Here is a 19767-nt window from a genome sequence, read left to right on the forward strand (position 1 = left end):
TTTCAATTTGCTGAATATATTAATAATACAAAATAGTTGAATAGACTTGTTGATTCAAAGTAATCTACAAGTCTATTTTTTTGTGAGTTTTTTAGGATTATTTTAATGAAAATTTTTAAGCGGTTTATGTTGTTAGCAACATTATTTATATCGCAATTAGCAACAGCGGATAATAAGCCAGTATTAAACGATGCTTATACCTATTCAAATTATGATCAAGTTATCACAACCCACCTTTATTTAGACCTAGCGGTCAATTTCGAAGAAAAAGCATTAACAGGCTTTGCTGAGCTATCATTAAAATGGCTTAGTGATACACCACAAAGTATCATTTTAGATACACGTGATCTGGTTATTCATAACGTTCTTGCCCAAAATGCTCAAGATGAATGGCAAAAGGTAAATTATACACTTGCTGAACGAGATTCTGTTTTAGGTTCAAAACTGACGATCGATACAAAATTCAAAGCTAAAAAATTACGTGTTTATTATAATTCAACCGAAAAAGCGTCTGGTTTACAATGGTTATCTGCTGAGCAAACTGCAGGTAAGAAACAACCATTCTTATTTAGCCAGAATCAAGCAATTCATGCTCGCTCTTGGATTCCTATTCAAGATACACCAAGTGTTCGTGTTACTTACACCGCTAGAATTACAACAGATAAAGATTTATTAGCAGTAATGAGTGCTAATAATGAACCAGATACTGAGCGAGATGGCGATTACTTCTTTTCTATGCCACAAGCAATTCCTGCTTATTTAATTGCCATTGGTGTCGGTGATTTACATTTTAAATCAATGAGCCATCAAACTGGTATTTATGCTGAATCTAATATTTTAGATGCGGCAGTAGCTGAGTTTGATGATACTCAGGCGATGATTGATAAAGCTGAAAAAATGTATGGAAAATATCGTTGGGGTCGTTATGATTTATTAATATTACCACCAAGCTTTCCTTTTGGTGGTATGGAAAATCCACGTTTATCTTTTATCACACCAACTGTTATCGCAGGGGATAAAAGCTTAGTAAACTTAATTGCACATGAGCTAGCGCATTCATGGTCTGGTAATTTAGTCACCAATGAAAGCTGGCGTGATTTATGGTTAAACGAAGGTTTTACCAGTTATGTTGAAAATCGCATTATGGAAGCTGTGTTTGGTAAAAACAGAGCTATTATGGAGCAATCGCTAGATGCTCAAAATTTGAATAATGAAATAGCTGAATTATCTGCTGGTGACACTCAGTTATATATCGATCTAAAGGGACGTGATCCTGATGATGCTTTTTCAGGTGTTCCTTACACTAAAGGACAATTATTTTTAATTTATCTTGAGAAGAAGTTTGGTCGTGAGCGTTTTGATGCTTTCGTACTCGAATATTTTGACAGTCATGCATTTCAAAGCTTAGGTACGAATAACTTTGTTAAATACCTTAAAGCTAATTTAACGCATAAATATCCAAACATTGTTAGCGATGAAGATGTTAATGAATGGATTTATGGACAAGGTTTACCTACGTTTGTACCTAAGCCTACCTCAACAGCTTTTAGTACGATTGATCAGCAAATATCACAATGGCTAGCAGAAGGTATAACATTAACCCAATTACCTACAGCAAATTGGACATTGCATGAATGGTTACACTTTATCAATAATTTGCCTACAGATATTAACATCGAACGTATGGTTGCAATTGATAAAGCTTTTAACTTAACACAGAGTAAAAATGCTGAAATAGCACATGCTTGGTTTTTATTATCAATCAGAGCAGGTTACGATGTTGTTTATCCAGAAATGTCTGAGTATTTAGTGGCTATCGGGCGTCGTAAGCTAATAGTGCCACTATATAAAGAATTAGCTCAAACAGAACAGGGTAAAGCATGGGCGCTTAAGGTTTATCAAAAAGCACGCCCTGGTTATCATGGTTTAGCTCAAGGTACTGTTGATGATATTTTGAAAAAATAAATATCAGTATATATAACTTCAGTGAAATAAATTAAAGGCTCTGTTGAGCCTTTTTGCTATTCGCTGATTAGAACTCTTGATATAATAATATCAATTACGTTAATTTTCTTTAGAGGCTCTGTGGATGTCGGAAGTTGAAAACCGCCCAACAAATTTTATTCGTCAAATTATCGATGCTGATCTTGCTAGTGGCAAACATAGTTCAATACAAACACGTTTTCCGCCAGAACCAAATGGTTTCTTGCATATTGGTCATGCAAAAGCTATTTGTTTAAGCTTTGGGATTGCTCAAGATTATAATGGTGCGTGTAACTTACGTTTCGACGACACCAATCCGGAAAAAGAAGATATTGATTATGTGCACGCTATTCAAAAAGATGTGCAATGGTTAGGTTTTGAATGGGCAGGTGATGTTCATTATTCATCAGACTATTTTGAGCAATTACATGATTTTGCGGTTGAATTGATTAGCAAAGGCTTAGCGTTTGTTTGTTTTTTAAATGGCGATGAAATGCGTGAGTATCGTGGTACGTTAAACAAGCCAGGTAAAAATAGTCCGTATCGTGATACGTCTATTGAAGAAAACTTAGCGTTATTTGCCAAGATGCGTAACGGTGAATTCAAAGAAGGTGAGTGTTCTTTACGTGCTAAAATAGATATGACATCAAGCTTTATGTGTATGCGTGATCCTATTATTTATCGTGTACGATTTGCTCATCATCATCAAACTGGTGATAAATGGTGTATTTATCCAATGTATGATTTTACACACTGTTTATCCGATGCTATTGAAGGTGTGACTCACTCTTTATGTACGTTAGAGTTTCAAGATAACCGACGTTTATATGACTGGGTTATTGATAATGTTTCTGTGCCAGTAAAGCCTCAACAATATGAATTTTCACGCTTAAACCTTGAATATACATTAATGAGTAAACGTAAGTTAAATACTTTAGTGGAAGAAAAGCTTGTTGATGGCTGGGATGATCCTCGTATGCCAACGATTGCTGCTTTTAGGCGTCGAGGTTATACACCTGCTTCACTTAGAGAGTTTGCTAAGCGAATTGGCGTCACTAAAATGGAAAACACAGTTGAAATGAGTGTTTTAGAAGCATGTATTCGTGAAGATTTAAATGATAATGCTCCTCGTGCTATGGCAGTGCTTGATCCTATAAAATTAGTGATAGAAAACTACCCTGAAGGTAAAACTGAAGAGCTTGTCGTAAAGAATCATCCAAGTGACGATAGCCAAGGTACACGCATTGTGCCATTTAGTGGTGAACTCTATATTGAAGCAGAAGACTTTAGAGAAGAGGCCAATAAAAAATATAAACGTTTAGTACTCGATAAAGCTGTGCGTTTACGTGGTGCTTATGTTGTTACGGCAACACGTTGTGATAAAGATGAAGCAGGTAATGTTACGACGGTTTACTGTAATTACCTTGACGATACTTTAGGTAAAAATCCGACTGATGGTACTAAGCCCAAAGGTGTTATTCATTGGGTTGACGCTGATAAATCACTTGATGCGACAGTACGTTTATATGACCGTTTATTTACTGTTCCAAATCCTGCAGCTGAAGATGATTTTTATAAAGTGATGAACCCTGAATCATTGATTAAAGTTGAAAAAGCTAAAGTAGAGCCTTCATTAAAGTTAGCGAAGCCTGAACAAGCTTTTCAATTTGAGCGCCAAGGTTACTTTTGTTTAGATAATAAGATTGAAAATACAGATGAACTTATTTTTAACCGTACTGTAGGCTTACGTGATACATGGGCTAAGATAGCTCAGTAAGTTATTGTTATAAAGTTTTAATAAACATAAAAAAAGACCGTAGGTTACAAGTTAATTACCTGTAACCTACGGTCTTTTTATATAAACAAATAAAAACTTACTTGTTTATTGATTTTATATGCAGTTAAAGCTTAGGTATGCGAATTTTTTTCTCGTCACTTTGACGGTAAATAATTAGTGTTTTACCAATTACTTGTACTTTTATCGCTTGAGTTTCACGACAAATAGCGTCAACTATTAAGCCCTTTGTATCTCTGTCGTCAGTTGGTATTTTCACTTTAATTAATTCATGATGATTAAGCGCATAATCAATTTCAGCAACAACAGCTTCTGTTAAGCCATTATTACCAAGTAAAACAACAGGTTTTAGTGGGTGTGCAACACCTCTTAAATATTGTATTTGTTTCTTATTTATAGTCATTAAAAAATTTCGATAGTCGTTAACTTGAATTAACGCTATTTTACCCTTATCTAACACTTAATACCAATTCTATTCAATTTATTCCTAGTGATAAAGAACATTAGTAAGCTTATAACAAATAAAAGTTTAGTTAACGATCATTATTCTATGTGCTACTTGTATTTAGCGCGAGAATGATTAATTAATTGAATAAAAAAAATTCAGTTGTTAATGAAGTACCTCTCTTACAGTCAGATAATTGATAACTAGAAATCAATTTCAATACCTTATGGTTAACTATCATTAAGCTAGTATAGAAATATTAGTTACCTGCAATTTATGTTCAAATCTAATTTTTTAATTCTCGTTGGGTGGGGAAATAACTGATGAGACTTGATATAATCTTTATTAATAGTCGAAAAAACTTTTAATATGGCAAAAAAAATATGGCAAAACCCCCAGTAAAGAAAAAACATACTAACAGTTCGCAACGTTGGCTTGATGAACACTTTGAAGATGAATATGTAAAAAAAGCGAAAAAATTGGGTTTACGTTCTCGTGCAGTTTTCAAAATTGAAGAAATAAATAATAAAGATAAATTGATAAAGCAGGGCATGAAGGTGGTTGACCTTGGCGCTGCGCCAGGTGGTTGGTCTGAATATGCAGTTAAAGCGGTAGGTGATAGTGGACAAGTTATTGCTTGTGATATTTTATCTATGGACGCGATTGCCGGAGTCGATTTTCTACAAGGTGATTTTCGAGAAGAAGCCGTACTTGACGCTTTGTTAACAAGAATTAATGGTAAGACAATTGATGTAGTTATGTCAGATATGGCCGCTAATATGACTGGTAACGAAAGTGCTGATTCAGCACGTAGTATGTACTTAGTCGAGCTCGCGTTAGATATGTGTCATCAAGTATTAAAGCCTAACGGTGCGTTTGTTGTTAAAGTGTTCCAAGGGGCTGGTTTTGAAGACTTTATGAAAGCTGCTCGCGCGGTATTTAAAACAGTTAAAACACGTAAACCAGAATCTTCACGCGCGCGTTCACGTGAAGTTTACCTTGTCGCTACGGGTTTTACTGGCTAGATGTAAAAATTAATTTTGTTTCTACTTTATTCAAGCTAAGTGCGTTAATATGTTACTAGTTGTAAATACCGACTAAAGTAAATTAGCGACAAAGCTTGAATTGTAGTAAATTAGGCACAACATAATAATTTAGGTTAGAACTAACTCTGACCAATTTATATTAAATTTTCACCCCCAATGAGGTCATTAAGTTGAGCGATATGGCAAAAAATCTTATTTTATGGTTAGTAATAGCCGTTGTTTTAATGTCTGTTTTTCAGAGTTTTTCTCCTAATACAGCAAATGAAGCACAAATGGACTACACGCGTTTTATCACTGATGTTCGTCAAGGACAAATCCGTGATGCTAGCGTAGACAGAAACGGAGTAATTACTGGCGAAAAACGTACCGGTGAAAGCTACACTACTACTATTCCTGGTGGATATGATCGTGATTTAATCAACGACCTAGTAAAGCAGGGGGTTCGTGCTCAAGGTAAATTACCAGAAGAAACAAGCTTTTTAACCACCATTTTTGTCTCATGGTTTCCAATGATCTTATTAATTGGTGTTTGGATTTTCTTTATGCGCCAAATGCAAGGTGGGGGCGGTAAAGGCGCTATGTCTTTTGGAAAATCAAAAGCACGTCAACTAAGTGAAGAACAAATTAAAACAACATTTGCTGATGTTGCTGGTTGTGATGAAGCTAAAGAAGATGTTGCAGAATTAGTTGATTACTTAAGAGAACCAACAAAATTTCAAAAGTTAGGTGGTCGTATTCCTTCAGGTATTTTACTTGTCGGTCAACCAGGTACAGGTAAAACATTATTAGCGAAAGCGATTGCCGGTGAAGCGAAAGTACCTTTTTTTACTATTTCAGGTTCTGATTTTGTTGAAATGTTTGTGGGTGTTGGTGCATCACGTGTTCGTGATATGTTTGAACAAGCTAAAAAAGCAGCACCTTGTATAATTTTCATTGATGAAATTGATGCTGTAGGTCGCCAACGTGGCGCAGGTATGGGTGGTGGTCATGATGAACGTGAACAAACACTAAACCAAATGCTCGTTGAAATGGATGGTTTTGAAGGTAATGAAGGCGTTATTGTTATTGCTGCAACTAACCGTCCAGATGTATTAGATCCGGCTTTATTACGTCCTGGCCGATTTGATCGCCAAGTAACTGTTGGTTTACCTGATATTCGTGGCCGTGAACAAATCTTAAAAGTACACATGCGTAAAGTTCCTTTAGGAGACGATGTTAAAGCTGCTGTTATTGCACGTGGTACGCCAGGTTTCTCTGGTGCAGATTTAGCAAACTTAGTAAATGAAGCTGCATTATGGGCTGCTCGTACTTCACGACGCACAGTAAGTATGCATGAGTTCGATAAAGCTAAAGATAAAATTATGATGGGCTCGGAACGTAAGTCCATGGTAATGAGTGAGTCCGAAAAAGAAATGACTGCTTATCATGAAGCTGGTCATGCACTTATTGGTCGCTTAGTCCCTGATCATGATCCTGTTTATAAAGTAAGTATTATTCCTCGTGGCCGAGCGTTAGGGGTAACTATGTACTTGCCAGAGCAAGACAGATTTAGTCATTCTAAACAACATTTAGAAAGTAACATTTCTTCTTTGTATGGTGGACGTATTGCTGAAGAAGTTATTTATGGTAGTGATAAAGTGTCTACTGGTGCTTCGAACGATATTGAGCGCGCAACAAGTATTGCTCGTAAAATGGTTACTCAATGGGGACTTTCAGAAAAATTAGGCCCTATGCTTTTTGCTGAAGAAGAAGGCGAAGTGTTCTTAGGACGTACATCGTCGAAGTCATTACATATGTCTGATGAAACAGCGAAGTTGATTGATGAAGAAATTAAGTTACTAATTTCTCGCAACTATGAGCGTGCAGAAAATTTAATTAAAAACAATTTAGATATTTTACATGCAATGAAAGATGCATTAATGAAATATGAAACAATTGATGCGTTGCAAATTGATGATTTAATGGCACGAGTTGATGTTAGAAAACCATCTGATTGGGATGATACTGATTCTCCAAGTTCTAGCTCAAATTCTAGTGAAGGTGGCTCAGCTAAAAAATCAGAAGAGTCAGAAAAAAGTGTAACGCCTGATCTATCAGAGCCAAGTAGTGATACACCTGCTAAATAATTAGTATCGTGGGTCCAATTAATAAGCCTTGATATTTACTTAATTAAAGTATTTATCGAGGCTTTGTTTTTTAAAGCTAACCCTAAAATTATGTCCGAAAATTCTAGAAATAAACAATCAAACCAAGCCGCATTAGCCGACTTAAGTAATGTACAAGTGATGGGGATTGTAAATGTTACTCCTGATTCCTTCTCTGATGGCGGAAAGTTTGCTCAATTTGATCAAGCATTAAAACAAGTCGAATTGATGATCGAAAACGGAGTCGATATCATTGATATTGGTGGTGAATCAACTCGTCCTGGGGCAATTGAGGTAAGTGAAACAGATGAAGTAACACGGGTTATCCCTTTGCTTAAAGCGATTAAATCCCGTTTTAATATCTGCGTCTCTATCGATACGAGTAAAGCTGTCGTCATGAATGAAGCCATAACTTATGGTGCAGATATGATTAATGATGTTAGAGCGTTGCAAAATGAAGGCTGTCTTGATGTTATTGCACAAAGTGATGTTTCAGTATGTTTAATGCATATGAAAGGCTTGCCAAAAACAATGCAACAAAGCCCTCAATATACGAATATCATTGATGATATTGTTACTTTCTTTGAAGAACGTATTAGAAGTTGCAAAGAAAAAGGAATTAACTCTGAACGTTTAATTTTAGATCCTGGTTTTGGCTTTGGTAAAACACTTGAACATAATTATCAAATGTTAGCTCAGTTTTCTTTATTTAAAAAATTTAACTTGCCCTTGCTTGCCGGAACTTCGCGTAAGTCAATGCTAGGCAACTTACTTAATCGTGACGTTGATCAGCGATTAGCTGGCAGCTTAGCTACTGCGATTCTTGCCGTTCAACAAGGAGCTAATATAGTACGTGTACATGATGTAGCAGAAACTGTCGATGCAATCAAAATTTTAAATGCTGTTGCAAAACATCATTAGTAGGATGCAATGAATTGAAAACTTAGCTGGTTATAAGCTAATACATTGAGAATTTAATAAGAAGGAAAAATAATGGCTAGTCGTAAATATTTTGGTACTGACGGAATACGTGGTTTAGTTGGTCAGTATCCAATTTCACCTGAGTTTGTGATGAAATTAGGCTATGCTGCAGGTAAAGTATTAGCTGCACAAGGTACTAAGAAGGTACTTATTGGAAAAGATACACGTATTTCAGGTTATATGCTTGAATCAGCTTTAGAAGCCGGATTTTCAGCAGCAGGCATCGATATAGGCCTATTAGGCCCAATGCCGACACCCGGTATTGCTTATTTGACTAAAACTTTTCGCGCTGAGGCCGGGATTGTTATTAGTGCATCTCATAATCCTTATTATGATAACGGCATTAAATTTTTCTCACAAGATGGCGAAAAACTCCCTGATGAGGTTGAGTTAGCAATCGAAGCCGAGCTTGATAAACCTATGGGGTGTGTTGATTCTGCTTACTTAGGAAAAGCAAGCCGCATTGAAGATGCAGCAGGACGCTATATTGAGTTTTGTAAGAGTAACTTTCCAAGTCAACTCTCGCTGGAAAATTTAACAATTGTTGTCGATTGTGCGCATGGTGCTACTTATCACATTGCTCCTAATGTTTTTCGTGAATTAGGTGCAACTGTTATTGAAGTAGGCACATCACCTAATGGCACTAATATTAATGATGGTTGTGGTGCTACATCAATGAAGATGGTTAGTGAGGCGGTTGTTGAACACAAAGCCGATCTTGGTATTGCACTTGATGGTGATGGCGATCGTTTAATGATGGTTGACCATACAGGTTATGTTATTGATGGTGATGAAGTCGTTTATATTATTGCTTGTAACGATTTGCAGTCTGGTAGTTTACAAGGCGGTGTTGTTGGTACGTTAATGAGTAATATGGGTCTTGAACTTGCTTTAGAAGAATTAGGCATTCCTTTTGCCCGCAGTAACGTAGGTGACCGATATGTAATGGAATTACTAAGAGAGAAAGGCTGGCAGTTAGGTGCTGAAAACTCAGGACACATTATTAATTTAAGTCATACATCAACTGGAGATGGTATTATTGCGGCTTTAAATGTTTTAACAGCACTTAAACAGCAAGAAAAATCATTATTTGAATTGCGTCAAGGTATGACTATGTTACCGCAAATTTTGGTTAATGTACGCTTTACCGGTGATAGTGATCCTATTAATTCACTAAGTGTACAAGCAGCTGTTGATAAAGTTAATGCTCGATTATCAGGCCGTGGACGAGTATTATTACGTAAATCAGGAACAGAGCCTTTAATTAGAGTGATGGTAGAAGGCCCCGAACTTGAAGAAGTTACTGCCTTAGCAAATGAAATTGCAGAGTCAGTTAAACTGGCAAGCTAGCAAATTTGCTGATAAAAGCAGCGATTGTCCAATAAATTTAATTGATCATTCATTGATTTTAACTTAGTACTTGTAAGTTAATCTCAGGTTAGTTAATATCTCGCGGCTTCATTTACAAAGCACTAGAAAGTGGATAGGAGATAATATATGGCTAGACGTGCAATCGTTGCTGCTAACTGGAAGATGAATGGTGATTTAGCATTAGTTGACACTATGATTTCTGGTTTAACTAACGTGAAATTACAAGATAATGTTAGTGTGGTTATTTGTCCTAGTTCCCCTTATTTATCTGAGTTTGTTGCTAAAAGAAATTCAAATAATTTAAGTGCTGTTATACATGTTGGTGCTCAAAATGTTAGTGAACACCAAAGTGGAGCTTACACTGGTCAAATTTCTACAAAAATGTTGCAGGAATTATCAGTAGAATTTGTTATTATAGGTCATTCTGAACGTAGACGTTATTATCAAGAAACCTCTACTCAAGTTGCACATAAAGTAAATGCCGTACTCAATGCAGGTTTAACACCTATTATATGCATTGGTGAAAGCGAAGCTGAACGAGCAACTGAACAAACAGAAACCGTACTTGCTTCACAATTACAGCCTGTTATTGATGAAATAGGTATAGAAAAATTTATTGATGTTGTTATTGCCTATGAACCCGTTTGGGCTATAGGTACAGGAAAAACAGCATCAAACGAGATGGCACAAGAAACACATAAATTTATTCGTCAATTTTTAGCTAAAGCTAATAAAGATGTCGCGGATAAAGTGCCTTTGTTATACGGTGGAAGCGTTAACTCGTCAAACTGTGAAGAATTATTCGCACAACCTGATATAGACGGTGGTCTTATTGGTGGTGCTAGTTTACAAGTTGAACAATTTAAAATAATTTGTTCAGCCGCTAAAGGAAAGTAAAAATGTTGTATCAAGTTTTAATTATAGCCTACGTACTTATCGCCTTAGCCTTAATTGGTTTAGTGCTAATTCAACAAGGTAAAGGTGCTGATATGGGTGCCTCTTTTGGTGCTGGTTCATCAGCAACAGTTTTTGGCTCAGGTGGTTCAGGTAACTTTTTAACTAAAACAACAACCTGGTTAGCTATTGGCTTTTTTGTTATTAGTTTAGTTTTAGGTAACCTAACGGCTAATCGTACTAAGTCTGTTGATGAATGGAATGACTTAAGTGTTCCTGTTAGCGAACAAACTATACCTACCGATGCTATTCCAAGCGATATCGAAAGTGCGGAAGCTATGATGAGTGAAAACTCAGACGTTCCAACTGCTGATGATGTTGCTACTAAAGTAGAAGATGGCGATATACCTAACTAGCATCAGAGTTAACTTTTTCAAGTTATAATATAAACCTAGTTTTGCGCGGATGTGGCGGAATTGGTAGACGCGCCAGCTTGAGGGGCTGGTGACTTAGGTCGTGGGGGTTCAAGTCCCCCCATCCGCACCACTAGATTGTATTAAGAAGAACAAACAAGACCGTTAACCCTTTATAAATAAGGCTTAGCGGTTTTTTTATGTCCGTAGCAGTCTAAAGCCGACTTGTAAAAGTCCGTATTTTTGGTAACATTGGAAGTAACACTGGCGCAATAACTTAAATTGGGTGTTACCAAAAATGGCTAAAACCACCAAACCATTGACCAATACGGAAATAGATAAGGCAAAACCAAAAGATAAGGAATATAACCTTGCCGATGGTTACGGCTTAATATTGAGAGTTAAACCAACAGGCACTAAAAGTTGGTTATTCAATTACTACCACCCTATCACTAAAAAGCGTAAAAACCTTAGTTTAGGGCAATATCCTGATTTATCTTTAGCCAATGCCAGAAAGAAAAGAGCCGAAGCGAAAGAGCTGTTAGCTGATAATATCGACCCACAAGAATACCGAAATGATCAACAAGTAGCTGCTCGCTATAAAGCAAGCAATACCTTTTTGTTTGTTGCGTTAAATTGGTTTGAAATTAAGAAAACTAAAATAGCTGATACGACATCGACAAGCTTATGGCGCAGCCTTGAAAATCACATATTACCTACATTAGGTCACAGGCCAATTGATAAAATTAACGCGCCAGAAACCATAAAGGCATTAGAGCCATTGGCCGCTAAAGGTAGTTTAGAATTAACCAGTAAAATCATTGGCTACTTAAATGAAATAATGACTCATGCGGTTAATACTGGCTTACTTAATCACAACCCTTTATCAGGTATTAGAGCAGCATTTAAAACACCTCAAACTATAAACATGGCAACTTTACTACCAACGGAACTACCTGAGTTAATGAAAACGTTAGCCAGTGCTAGTATAAAAATTACTACACGTTGTTTAATTGAGTGGCAACTTCATACGATGGTTAGACCGAGCGAAGCATCAGGTACGAAATGGTCAGAAATTGATATAAAAAATAAAACTTGGTCAATACCTGCAGAACGAATGAAAATGAAGCGCCCACATACTATCCCTTTATCTGAGCAATGTTTAAGTTTACTTGAATTTATGCACCCTATAAGTGGCCAGAGGGAGTATGTTTTTCCTGCCGACAGAAAACCAAATGAACCTAGTAATTCTCAAACAGCCAATAAAGCATTATCACGCATGGGGTTTAAAGGTCGATTGGTCGCGCATGGTATGCGTTCAATTGCTAGTACAACACTAAACGAACAAGGTTTTGACGGTGACGTAATTGAATCAGCTTTGGCGCACATTGATAATAACGAAGTGCGCAGAGCATACAACCGCAGTGAATATTTAGAACGTAGACGGGCTGTAATGACTTGGTGGTCTAATCATATTGAAAAAGCCGCAACGGGCAATATGAGCCTATCGACGAGTTACCGTAAAGGACTTAGCGTAGTTAACGCTTAACAGTTTAATCAAGCCTAGGGTAGCTCCCGAACAAGCGGTACCTCACCGTCTTGGCTGAGTTATTTAATTGGGGTTTGTACTGAGGGTGGAAAATGTCTTTTTTAAAAGAATTACCAGAATGGTTTGATCTTGATAATTACCAAGTATTAACGGACTTAACGCCAAGAGAACTAAAAGCGCAATTTGATGAAAGAATAATGATTCACAGTAGCGTTGTGAGTATTGCCAAGGACAAAACATCTACACCACTACACTTTGATATACTAAATGATGGTATATGTAAGATAAAGAAGATCTGGGCAGGTGAACCAGTCATTAATGGGTTGTCGGATAATGAAAGGTTTGAACATAAACCCGTCACACCAACAAGCTCAGAGGATGCCGTAAACCATTATTTAGCGCTTCAAGAGAAGGGTTTTTTTGAGGGGGAAAGGTGGGCTTATGAAGACAATAGGCAATACTTTGTTAATAACGATCTTTATACCGAAAATAGAAAACTTGAACCAGATGAGGATGCTATCTACACCCAAGGGTTTAGTATAAATATTGACTTAGAGTTTTCAACGAATAAAGAAATACTCGATATTATTAGCACATCACTTAATAAGTGGCGAGCAAAAACTCGTTTAAATGAACCTAGCAAAGGACAATTAGTTAATGATACATATAAAAGTAAGATTCTACAGTACAAAGTTTTGCCCTTAATAGATTTGTTTATATGGCAGACAATACACAGTAAAAAAATGAGTAGAAAGGTTATTTTTGATGTTGTTTATAAAGATTTTTTTAGAACAAACCGTAAAGGTGAATTAGTACCTATCTGTGACGATTATTACGATGAGCGTATAAAGGCATTTATCCTAAAATGCATAGGTAAAGAAAAGCTCGAGCACAACCCAGAAATATTTAATATTTTTAAATTGCCCTTTCTAAACCCAATAAAATAGATTCTCCCCAAAAAAATAAATCACAAAAACGGGGATAACTCCTTTTTGTATAGCTTGATAATCCCCCTCAGTTAATCCAAACCAAAACAACTGAGGTGAACTATGACACATGCAGCACACAACCCAATATCTACCACTGTGCAAAACCCTGATTTACAAATAATCCGCAAACCTCAAGTATTAAAGATGCTTGGCATATCTAAAAGTAACTTTCACATTAAATTAAATGCTGGGCTATTGCCTCGAGCGATCGCGCTTGGTGCTAATTCCGTTGGCTATTTTAAGCATGAAGTTATATCAGTGTTACTGGCTATGGCAGCAGGAAAAAACGAAGACGAATTAAAAGAACTCGTTAAAACTTTAGTAGAACAACGTCAACAATTAGCAGCATAAGAGGAAAAAAAACCATGACTACATTAGATAAATCAATATTAACACCTATCGTTGCTAATGAAGCAGACTTGGCAAAACGAATTGAAAGAGCGATCAATGAAAACATTAAAAATATTTCAGTTTATGGGGAATATACAATCCACTTTTTTGAGGTGTTTTTAAAGCGTATAGAAGAAGGATATACGCCACTTGTTGATAGTGCCACCAACTATGGGGGAAATATTCGTATTAACATGAGAAAGCCAGAGGCGCTTTTAGAGGAAGAGCACAAAAAGTTAACTTTAGAAGCTACAAAAGAGTATGAAGAACATATTAAACATAAAGAAGAAAAACGCAAACAGGCACTTAAAAGAGAGCAAGCCAGAATAAAGGCTGAAAGAGAAAAACGCGAACTTGAAGACGAGTTTCTTGACTCCGTTATTAACGCGAAAATTTAAAGGGCCGGGACTTCAAAATGAGCAGAGAAAGTACCTTAGTTACAATTCCTGTAAATAGTATCAATATTCAAGCAACGAGAGAGCATATAGCACAGCTCATTATTACTCAAAAGTTCGATTCTAACAGTATTACAGTATTAGAGCAGACGATTATCATGCTTGATCATTACGAAGAATTATTATTTAGCCAACCATAAGCGAATTAATATATGGATAATAAGAGCGCCACTACGGCGAACCAAAGCAGCGCAAATCAACATAGCAAAAACAATAACGACGATAAGAATAACATAAAAAATAAAACAGCATATAAAAAATTAAGAGTATTAATTCATTTTTTATATAGCCCGAAAGGGGTCACAGAAAAAAGCATCAATGAAGCGGCTCACGTAATGAGTGGGCGAAATTACCCCACCTACATTCAACGTGAACATGATATTTTATTGGTGAACCCGGTCTTAAGAAAACAGGATAAAGAAAACAGTTATTACAGTATTTATCAGCTTAAAAATGCAGAACAAGCACATAAGCTAGTAGACCTAATAATTCATCATTGCAAGCGTTTTGAGTTAACCTGTATTGATGAGGTAGCTATGCGCTTACTTGCTGATAAATTTCCTGATCGTGGTGAGGTGGCAGCATGATTATTTTAAAAGGTTGCTTTACAAATTACGTAAAAGTGTTTATTGTTGGCTCAGTTGGACTTAAGACACCCAACGACATAGCAGGCGGATATAAGACACCCGTTGGCAATGAACATACAGGCTATTTCGCACCCCATTTAATACATTACCCTAGGGTTAGTGTATCTCAAATACGGGGGCAGGATAACGAGCCAAGCGGTTTGACCGCAAATGCTCCCGTCCCTTGCGCTTTCCTGTATAGCGCATTGTCTTTGCGGCTTGTTATCCACCTGTATTATTTTATTTATACAGGAACTCTTACCATGATTTACACCTTTATTATTGCCAATAAAAACAAACTGGCAGAACTAAACACCTCTCGAAAAATATCAGTTTGCGCTAAAACTGAGCAACAAGCACGCTTATCATTAAAAGGATTGCCGTTGCTGTTCGTTAGTCAAAAAGGGAGGGCGTTATAATGAATTTAGATTTACTTAAAAAGAATATAGATACCTTTGATTGCGAAATTGATAACGCTTACGGGGTTATTGTTTGTGTTCGAGCTATGGCAAAAAATACCGAAAACGAAGCCTTTGGTTGCTTGTCGGCCGAGCTGTATAGTATTGAACATTACTTGAAGCTTTTAGTTGGTATTATTGAAAAAGAGACCGCGGCAATTGGTAGGCCAATTGATGAGTTAAATATTCAACGTTTTTATGATTACTTGAAGCGCACTCAAGAATTATTCAATGAAAATATAGTAGATCCCCCTGTTTATAAAGATGCGATATTCTTACACAAAAAAGGTATTTGCGCTGCTTTTGCTGCTTATGGGATTGTTGCAAAGATGGTTGGTGAGTTTGAGAAAATCATGGAGGTTACATCATGAATTACGCCCAAAACAAGCCAGAGTATAAATTTGAAGTAGTTTCAAAGCATGAGTTCAAAAGTAGGCCGCCATTGTATAAATCAATATTGCTTAGTAATGATTTGCTTCATGTTAAGGCCGTCATATACCATTATTACATGTTTCTTTATTGTCATATGAAAACTTAAAAGGTGCTGAAATGACAACATCTAAGATCATTGGTGTTTAAAGTGTTCAATAGATTTAAAATGGCATTGCTGAGCAAAGTTTAACGAGTTTAATTAAGCCTAGGGTAGCTCCCGAAAAAGGCGGTACCTCACCGCCTAGGCTTAGTTATTTAATTGGGGTTTGTACTGAGGGTGCAAGAAAATGGAAACACCAAGTAAGGCGCAAGCAAGTAGACCTGTACATTTATTTTTGTCTAATGATTTAGTTAAGGCGGTCGGGTTAGTTGAGGCTGCAATACTTGCTGATTTAAATTATTGGTTTATACAGGGGAAAAACCCATGGAGAACTTATAAAAATTGGGCTGAATGGTTAGGTGTATCTGTAAAAACAATTGGTAAGCATATTAAATCACTAACCGAAAAAAGCTTTTTAAATAAAGAACGCACAAGGTTATCCGGTGGTGGGTTAGGTGCCTATAAATACTCTAAATCAACTCATGAAAATTCAAAGTTCGCTTATCAGACATACAAAGATATTTTCAATAATAAACACTCGAGTAATGACTTAGGAAGCATTGATCAGGATTATGTTAACAACCCTAAATTTCAATTAGTTCAACTTGATTCTATAAGTGCGCTTGGTGACTTAACTTTGGCGTATATCATAAATAGCCTTGCATGGTTTGCAGCTAGTCTAGACAGTTATATCATAGAATACAGTTCGATTTCATCGTTAGCCACTAGATTGAATATAAGGCGCAATACTCTAACAAGATGCCTAGATAGGCTTGAGAGAAATAAAGCGCTTGTAATGACTAGTGAAGGGTGGAAAATTCAAATTGAATTACTCAACGAAGGTAAAAAAGTTCAGGAAGATTTTTTTATTTGGCTAAGTGGTGTGCAGGAAAAAAGACTACATGCATTTGTTCAAGGGCTTTAACTGAGTAATCACGGATAATATTTTGTAGATAAAAGCCCACCTTCAACTTATTTGACCTGGTAAAGTTGCGAAGAATAAAAAGTCTCTTTTCTCAACCTTGAGTCAACCCCGAAAAAACAGGTCAGGTGTTAATGGCCTAATAATACCAAGGTTTGTATGAAGGTTCAGAGGTATCCGCTAACGGAATAATTTAGATAGTCTTTTCTATTGCGTGTTTCGGGGTGATTGTTTTTTATTGACCCAAATCTGACCCAGTGTTGCTTGTGGTTTTAGTTAATTATTTGATAGTAATAAGGAATGTAGCACTTTAAGTGTATCTAACAACGGAATATATTAAATGATTAATAACGGGTTAAACTGACACCATTAGTTGATTGTTATCAAGGTGTCTGTGCTTTTATTACAGGAGTGTTACGGTGATTGTTTCATTGATTTATTATTGCTGAATAAGATAGCCTGAACATCTACCTGGTTAAAATTAAGTTCATTTACTACACTTGGAAAATAAATACAGCAAGGAAGCACAAGCATGAAACTACCAATCTCACTTGTAAAAACTTGGCTTGAACTCTCAAGTCATATTGATCCAGAATCACCAGAAGCATGTAACAGCGCAATTGAAAAGATAAACCATTATTTTGGTAATCCTGATATTGCCGAGGACTATGTTTACTCAAATAAAAAGCCTACTAAAACCCCATCTAGGGTTTAATAAAACCCCATCTAGGGTTTAATAAAACCCCATCTAGGGTTTAATAAAACCCCACCTAGGGTTTAATAGCACCCTGAATAAAGGTGTTCATCCTGTAGCATGGCCCCATAACTAATATAAAGAAACTATGCGTATATGCATAGTTAGTAAATTATACAGGTTTGCAAACGCTATTCGCCATAGGGCTAGTGATATAACGAGGTTTATAACCTAATATGGTTAATAATTTAATTGTATTAGGTTACAGTCGTGCCGGTCCATACTATTGATAGAGAAACCGACACGGCAACCTATCCAGGGGAGTGGATTCTAGAGTCCAACTGAACGGATCCTACGAATACCGATCGATACGCAAGAGCCTACCTCAGTATGGGGCTAGAGTTAAAGCCCGATACGGTTAACGATACACCTATCTAGTGATTATATACATTAAGCTAATCGCATTATGTATCACCTTAAACAGCAGTTTTTATTGGCCACACGAATAATTTACACGCTAACCCTGCAATAAACACCTGTTTGGTTAAGGTATAAGGCTGATATTAGCTAAATAGTTTGCTTCACTACTTAGATATGAGGGATGCCTCTTAAATGCTTACATAGGCGTCTAATTTGTGAAAGACTATATTTTATTACTATTAATAAGTAAAACCCAAAAAGCGCAACATTCAAGAGTCTTGGTGTTGAATACACTTTCGGTAATCTATCGTTATTTAACGGTGCTTTAGCCGTTAGATAACGTCTTGGTGTGATTCTTACCCTGTCTAGGGGTGATTCCTACCCTGTTTAGGGGTGAGTAACTCCCTAAACAAGGACTTTTAACTCCGAACATAAGGACTTTTAACTCCGAACATAAGGACTTTTACCCTCTTTGGAAAGCTGTTCAACTCCTGAACTTAATACCTACGAAGGTGACCATACCGCCATGTAGTCACCTTTATACTTAATGCTATTGATTGCATTTGATTAACACACTAATAGTCACTCACGGTAACACATGCAGAGGAAAGGCAACACACAACACACACACTAAACAACACATATACCAGGTAAAAACTTATTACCATATGGTGGGGGCTATATAATTGTTTATTTTGCATTGCGTGCACAGTACAGCCGCCTAAGTACATTTTTATACGCGAAAAATAAGAAAACTTTTTTGCAATAATATTATTACTTACGGTTTATGGAACTTTTACCGCAATGAACGAAGGGGCGGCAGGGTTTTTAATGGTTATTATTTAAGTCTATTTATACTAGGTGGTAAGTCTAGCTGAACCTTTTTTGTTCATTTGAACCCGTTTCAGGTTCAGTGAACCTGTTCAAATCTTCCGGTAAGAATGTTCAAATCTTCCGGTAAGACTGTTCAAAACTTCCGGTAAACCTGTTCAAAACTTCCTATAGAATATAACTAGTAATATCACTAGTAATATAACTAATAAAATCTGGTGACAACTAAAGTTGTCACGCGATAATTATTCAATAAATTTATGTTTATTAATTTAGGTATTAAATTACATCTTTTATGAAAATAAATATTATTTTAGTGATACACGAGACGTTTTTGTTTTTTTGGGTCCTCTCCAATGGTACAGGCCATGAAGGGTAATTCGAAGCTCGACGTTTTAAGCGTTTGAAAAAAATTTTTTATTTCCAGTTCCGGTTCCGGTTTTAAATATGAAAATATATTTTGTAATTCATTGATAGATTGATGAAAAATTATAGTTCTAAATGATTAATAGTTAAATTTAAAGCGGAACTGGAACTCTACTGACGTCTCACCACTGACTTATTAAAGCGTTTTTAATCTTGGCAACCTGAACAGGTTAAGCAGATAACCTAAATCGGTTAAGCATCACCCCTAAACAGGGTAAGGAATACCCCTAAACAGGGTAAGGAATACCCCTAAACAGGGTTTAATAAAACCCGAAACAAGGTTTAATAAAACCCGAAATAAGGTTTAATAAAACCCGATACAAGGTAAATAGGTTTGATCTTAGGTAATATTAATCATGCTTATAACCGATTTCGGTTTACCTGGTGATTGATTTCGATTTGT

The 19767-nt window shown here is 36.3% G+C and carries 19 protein-coding genes and 1 tRNA gene; 19 read left to right on the forward strand and 1 reads right to left on the reverse strand.

Going from position 1 to position 19767, the window contains the following annotated elements; all coding sequences use genetic code 11:
* The first annotated feature begins 105 nt into the window (after nt 1–105).
* Both Q4503_RS13215 and glnS read left to right on the forward strand, forming a co-directional pair.
* Nucleotides 106–1965: a M1 family metallopeptidase gene (locus Q4503_RS13215; protein ID WP_303602548.1), complete on the forward strand. Its 1860-nt coding sequence runs from the start codon at nt 106–108 to the stop codon at nt 1963–1965.
* Nucleotides 1966–2089: 124 nt separating this feature from the next.
* The gene (gene glnS, locus Q4503_RS13220) at nt 2090–3760 is read left to right on the forward strand and encodes a glutamine--tRNA ligase (RefSeq protein ID WP_215972734.1); all 1671 of its coding nucleotides are present in this window, start codon (nt 2090–2092) and stop codon (nt 3758–3760) included.
* Nucleotides 3761–3884: 124 nt separating this feature from the next.
* Here glnS and yhbY read toward each other — a convergent pair whose 3' ends face one another.
* Nucleotides 3885–4181 (reverse strand): ribosome assembly RNA-binding protein YhbY, encoded by a 297-nt coding sequence (yhbY, locus tag Q4503_RS13225; protein WP_215972764.1) that lies wholly within the window; start codon nt 4179–4181, stop codon nt 3885–3887.
* A 425-nt stretch (nt 4182–4606) separates the two neighbouring features.
* Here yhbY and rlmE point away from each other — a divergent pair, with 425 nt between their 5' ends.
* The 17 genes from rlmE to Q4503_RS13310 all read left to right on the forward strand — a co-directional run bounded on the left by rlmE (nt 4607) and on the right by Q4503_RS13310 (nt 17708).
* Complete coding sequence (rlmE, locus tag Q4503_RS13230; RefSeq protein ID WP_215972733.1) at nt 4607–5248, forward strand: 23S rRNA (uridine(2552)-2'-O)-methyltransferase RlmE; 642 nt, start codon at nt 4607–4609, stop codon at nt 5246–5248.
* A 191-nt stretch (nt 5249–5439) separates the two neighbouring features.
* Complete coding sequence (gene ftsH, locus Q4503_RS13235) at nt 5440–7395, forward strand: ATP-dependent zinc metalloprotease FtsH (RefSeq protein WP_215972732.1); 1956 nt, start codon at nt 5440–5442, stop codon at nt 7393–7395.
* Between the two features lie 90 nt (nt 7396–7485).
* Entirely contained in the window at nt 7486–8334 is an 849-nt protein-coding gene (folP, locus tag Q4503_RS13240; protein ID WP_303602549.1) for a dihydropteroate synthase, read from the forward strand.
* Between the two features lie 72 nt (nt 8335–8406).
* Nucleotides 8407–9744 (forward strand): phosphoglucosamine mutase, encoded by a 1338-nt coding sequence (gene glmM, locus Q4503_RS13245; protein ID WP_303602550.1) that lies wholly within the window; start codon nt 8407–8409, stop codon nt 9742–9744.
* A 147-nt stretch (nt 9745–9891) separates the two neighbouring features.
* The gene (gene tpiA, locus Q4503_RS13250; protein WP_215972729.1) at nt 9892–10662 is read left to right on the forward strand and encodes a triose-phosphate isomerase; all 771 of its coding nucleotides are present in this window, start codon (nt 9892–9894) and stop codon (nt 10660–10662) included.
* Nucleotides 10663–10664: 2 nt separating this feature from the next.
* Nucleotides 10665–11075 (forward strand): preprotein translocase subunit SecG, encoded by a 411-nt coding sequence (secG, locus tag Q4503_RS13255; protein WP_303602551.1) that lies wholly within the window; start codon nt 10665–10667, stop codon nt 11073–11075.
* Nucleotides 11076–11120: 45 nt separating this feature from the next.
* Nucleotides 11121–11205: transfer RNA gene (locus Q4503_RS13260), tRNA-Leu, on the forward strand.
* Nucleotides 11206–11370: 165 nt separating this feature from the next.
* Nucleotides 11371–12621, forward strand: coding sequence for an integrase domain-containing protein (locus Q4503_RS13265; RefSeq protein WP_303602552.1), 1251 nt, complete (start codon nt 11371–11373; stop codon nt 12619–12621).
* Between the two features lie 92 nt (nt 12622–12713).
* Entirely contained in the window at nt 12714–13568 is an 855-nt protein-coding gene (locus Q4503_RS13270; protein ID WP_303602553.1) for a DUF6387 family protein, read from the forward strand.
* Nucleotides 13569–13670: 102 nt separating this feature from the next.
* Nucleotides 13671–13961 carry an AlpA family transcriptional regulator gene (locus Q4503_RS13275; RefSeq protein WP_303602554.1) on the forward strand — a complete coding sequence of 97 codons (291 nt, stop codon included), beginning with the start codon at nt 13671–13673 and terminating at the stop codon, nt 13959–13961.
* Between the two features lie 14 nt (nt 13962–13975).
* Nucleotides 13976–14398, forward strand: a complete 423-nt coding sequence (locus Q4503_RS13280; protein ID WP_303602555.1) for a hypothetical protein — start codon at nt 13976–13978, stop codon at nt 14396–14398.
* 17 nt (nt 14399–14415) lie between these two features.
* Nucleotides 14416–14595 carry a hypothetical protein gene (locus Q4503_RS13285; protein ID WP_303602556.1) on the forward strand — a complete coding sequence of 60 codons (180 nt, stop codon included), beginning with the start codon at nt 14416–14418 and terminating at the stop codon, nt 14593–14595.
* Between the two features lie 12 nt (nt 14596–14607).
* Nucleotides 14608–15042 carry a hypothetical protein gene (locus Q4503_RS13290; protein WP_303602557.1) on the forward strand — a complete coding sequence of 145 codons (435 nt, stop codon included), beginning with the start codon at nt 14608–14610 and terminating at the stop codon, nt 15040–15042.
* Nucleotides 15039–15500: a hypothetical protein gene (locus tag Q4503_RS13295; protein ID WP_303602558.1), complete on the forward strand. Its 462-nt coding sequence runs from the start codon at nt 15039–15041 to the stop codon at nt 15498–15500. The genes Q4503_RS13290 and Q4503_RS13295 overlap by 4 nt, the downstream gene beginning before the upstream one ends.
* Nucleotides 15500–15910, forward strand: coding sequence for a hypothetical protein (locus tag Q4503_RS13300; protein ID WP_303602559.1), 411 nt, complete (start codon nt 15500–15502; stop codon nt 15908–15910). The genes Q4503_RS13295 and Q4503_RS13300 overlap by 1 nt, the downstream gene beginning before the upstream one ends.
* Before the next feature lie 348 nt (nt 15911–16258).
* Entirely contained in the window at nt 16259–16996 is a 738-nt protein-coding gene (locus tag Q4503_RS13305; protein ID WP_303602560.1) for an NUMOD1 domain-containing DNA-binding protein, read from the forward strand.
* Between the two features lie 529 nt (nt 16997–17525).
* Entirely contained in the window at nt 17526–17708 is a 183-nt protein-coding gene (locus tag Q4503_RS13310) for a hypothetical protein (RefSeq protein ID WP_303602561.1), read from the forward strand.
* Nucleotides 17709–19767: the final 2059 nt, after the last annotated feature.

Source organism: Colwellia sp. 6_MG-2023, from assembly GCF_030547765.1.
Classification (GTDB): domain Bacteria; phylum Pseudomonadota; class Gammaproteobacteria; order Enterobacterales; family Alteromonadaceae; genus Colwellia.

What these genes read in the sequence shown, in the direction of transcription:
- Q4503_RS13280 (WP_303602555.1), top strand. Translation starts at nt 13,976, where the DNA reads ATGACTACATTAGATAAATCAATATTAACACCTATCGTTGCTAATGAA.
- yhbY (WP_215972764.1), bottom strand. Translation starts at nt 4,181, where the DNA reads ATGACTATAAATAAGAAACAAATACAATATTTAAGAGGTGTTGCACAC.
- Q4503_RS13290 (WP_303602557.1), top strand. Translation starts at nt 14,608, where the DNA reads ATGGATAATAAGAGCGCCACTACGGCGAACCAAAGCAGCGCAAATCAA.
- glmM (WP_303602550.1), top strand. Translation starts at nt 8,407, where the DNA reads ATGGCTAGTCGTAAATATTTTGGTACTGACGGAATACGTGGTTTAGTT.
- Q4503_RS13305 (WP_303602560.1), top strand. Translation starts at nt 16,259, where the DNA reads ATGGAAACACCAAGTAAGGCGCAAGCAAGTAGACCTGTACATTTATTT.
- secG (WP_303602551.1), top strand. Translation starts at nt 10,665, where the DNA reads ATGTTGTATCAAGTTTTAATTATAGCCTACGTACTTATCGCCTTAGCC.
- rlmE (WP_215972733.1), top strand. Translation starts at nt 4,607, where the DNA reads ATGGCAAAACCCCCAGTAAAGAAAAAACATACTAACAGTTCGCAACGT.
- Q4503_RS13275 (WP_303602554.1), top strand. Translation starts at nt 13,671, where the DNA reads ATGACACATGCAGCACACAACCCAATATCTACCACTGTGCAAAACCCT.
- Q4503_RS13215 (WP_303602548.1), top strand. Translation starts at nt 106, where the DNA reads ATGAAAATTTTTAAGCGGTTTATGTTGTTAGCAACATTATTTATATCG.
- Q4503_RS13295 (WP_303602558.1), top strand. Translation starts at nt 15,039, where the DNA reads ATGATTATTTTAAAAGGTTGCTTTACAAATTACGTAAAAGTGTTTATT.
- Q4503_RS13265 (WP_303602552.1), top strand. Translation starts at nt 11,371, where the DNA reads ATGGCTAAAACCACCAAACCATTGACCAATACGGAAATAGATAAGGCA.
- Q4503_RS13270 (WP_303602553.1), top strand. Translation starts at nt 12,714, where the DNA reads ATGTCTTTTTTAAAAGAATTACCAGAATGGTTTGATCTTGATAATTAC.
- Q4503_RS13285 (WP_303602556.1), top strand. Translation starts at nt 14,416, where the DNA reads ATGAGCAGAGAAAGTACCTTAGTTACAATTCCTGTAAATAGTATCAAT.
- Q4503_RS13310 (WP_303602561.1), top strand. Translation starts at nt 17,526, where the DNA reads ATGAAACTACCAATCTCACTTGTAAAAACTTGGCTTGAACTCTCAAGT.
- Q4503_RS13300 (WP_303602559.1), top strand. Translation starts at nt 15,500, where the DNA reads ATGAATTTAGATTTACTTAAAAAGAATATAGATACCTTTGATTGCGAA.
- tpiA (WP_215972729.1), top strand. Translation starts at nt 9,892, where the DNA reads ATGGCTAGACGTGCAATCGTTGCTGCTAACTGGAAGATGAATGGTGAT.
- glnS (WP_215972734.1), top strand. Translation starts at nt 2,090, where the DNA reads ATGTCGGAAGTTGAAAACCGCCCAACAAATTTTATTCGTCAAATTATC.
- folP (WP_303602549.1), top strand. Translation starts at nt 7,486, where the DNA reads ATGTCCGAAAATTCTAGAAATAAACAATCAAACCAAGCCGCATTAGCC.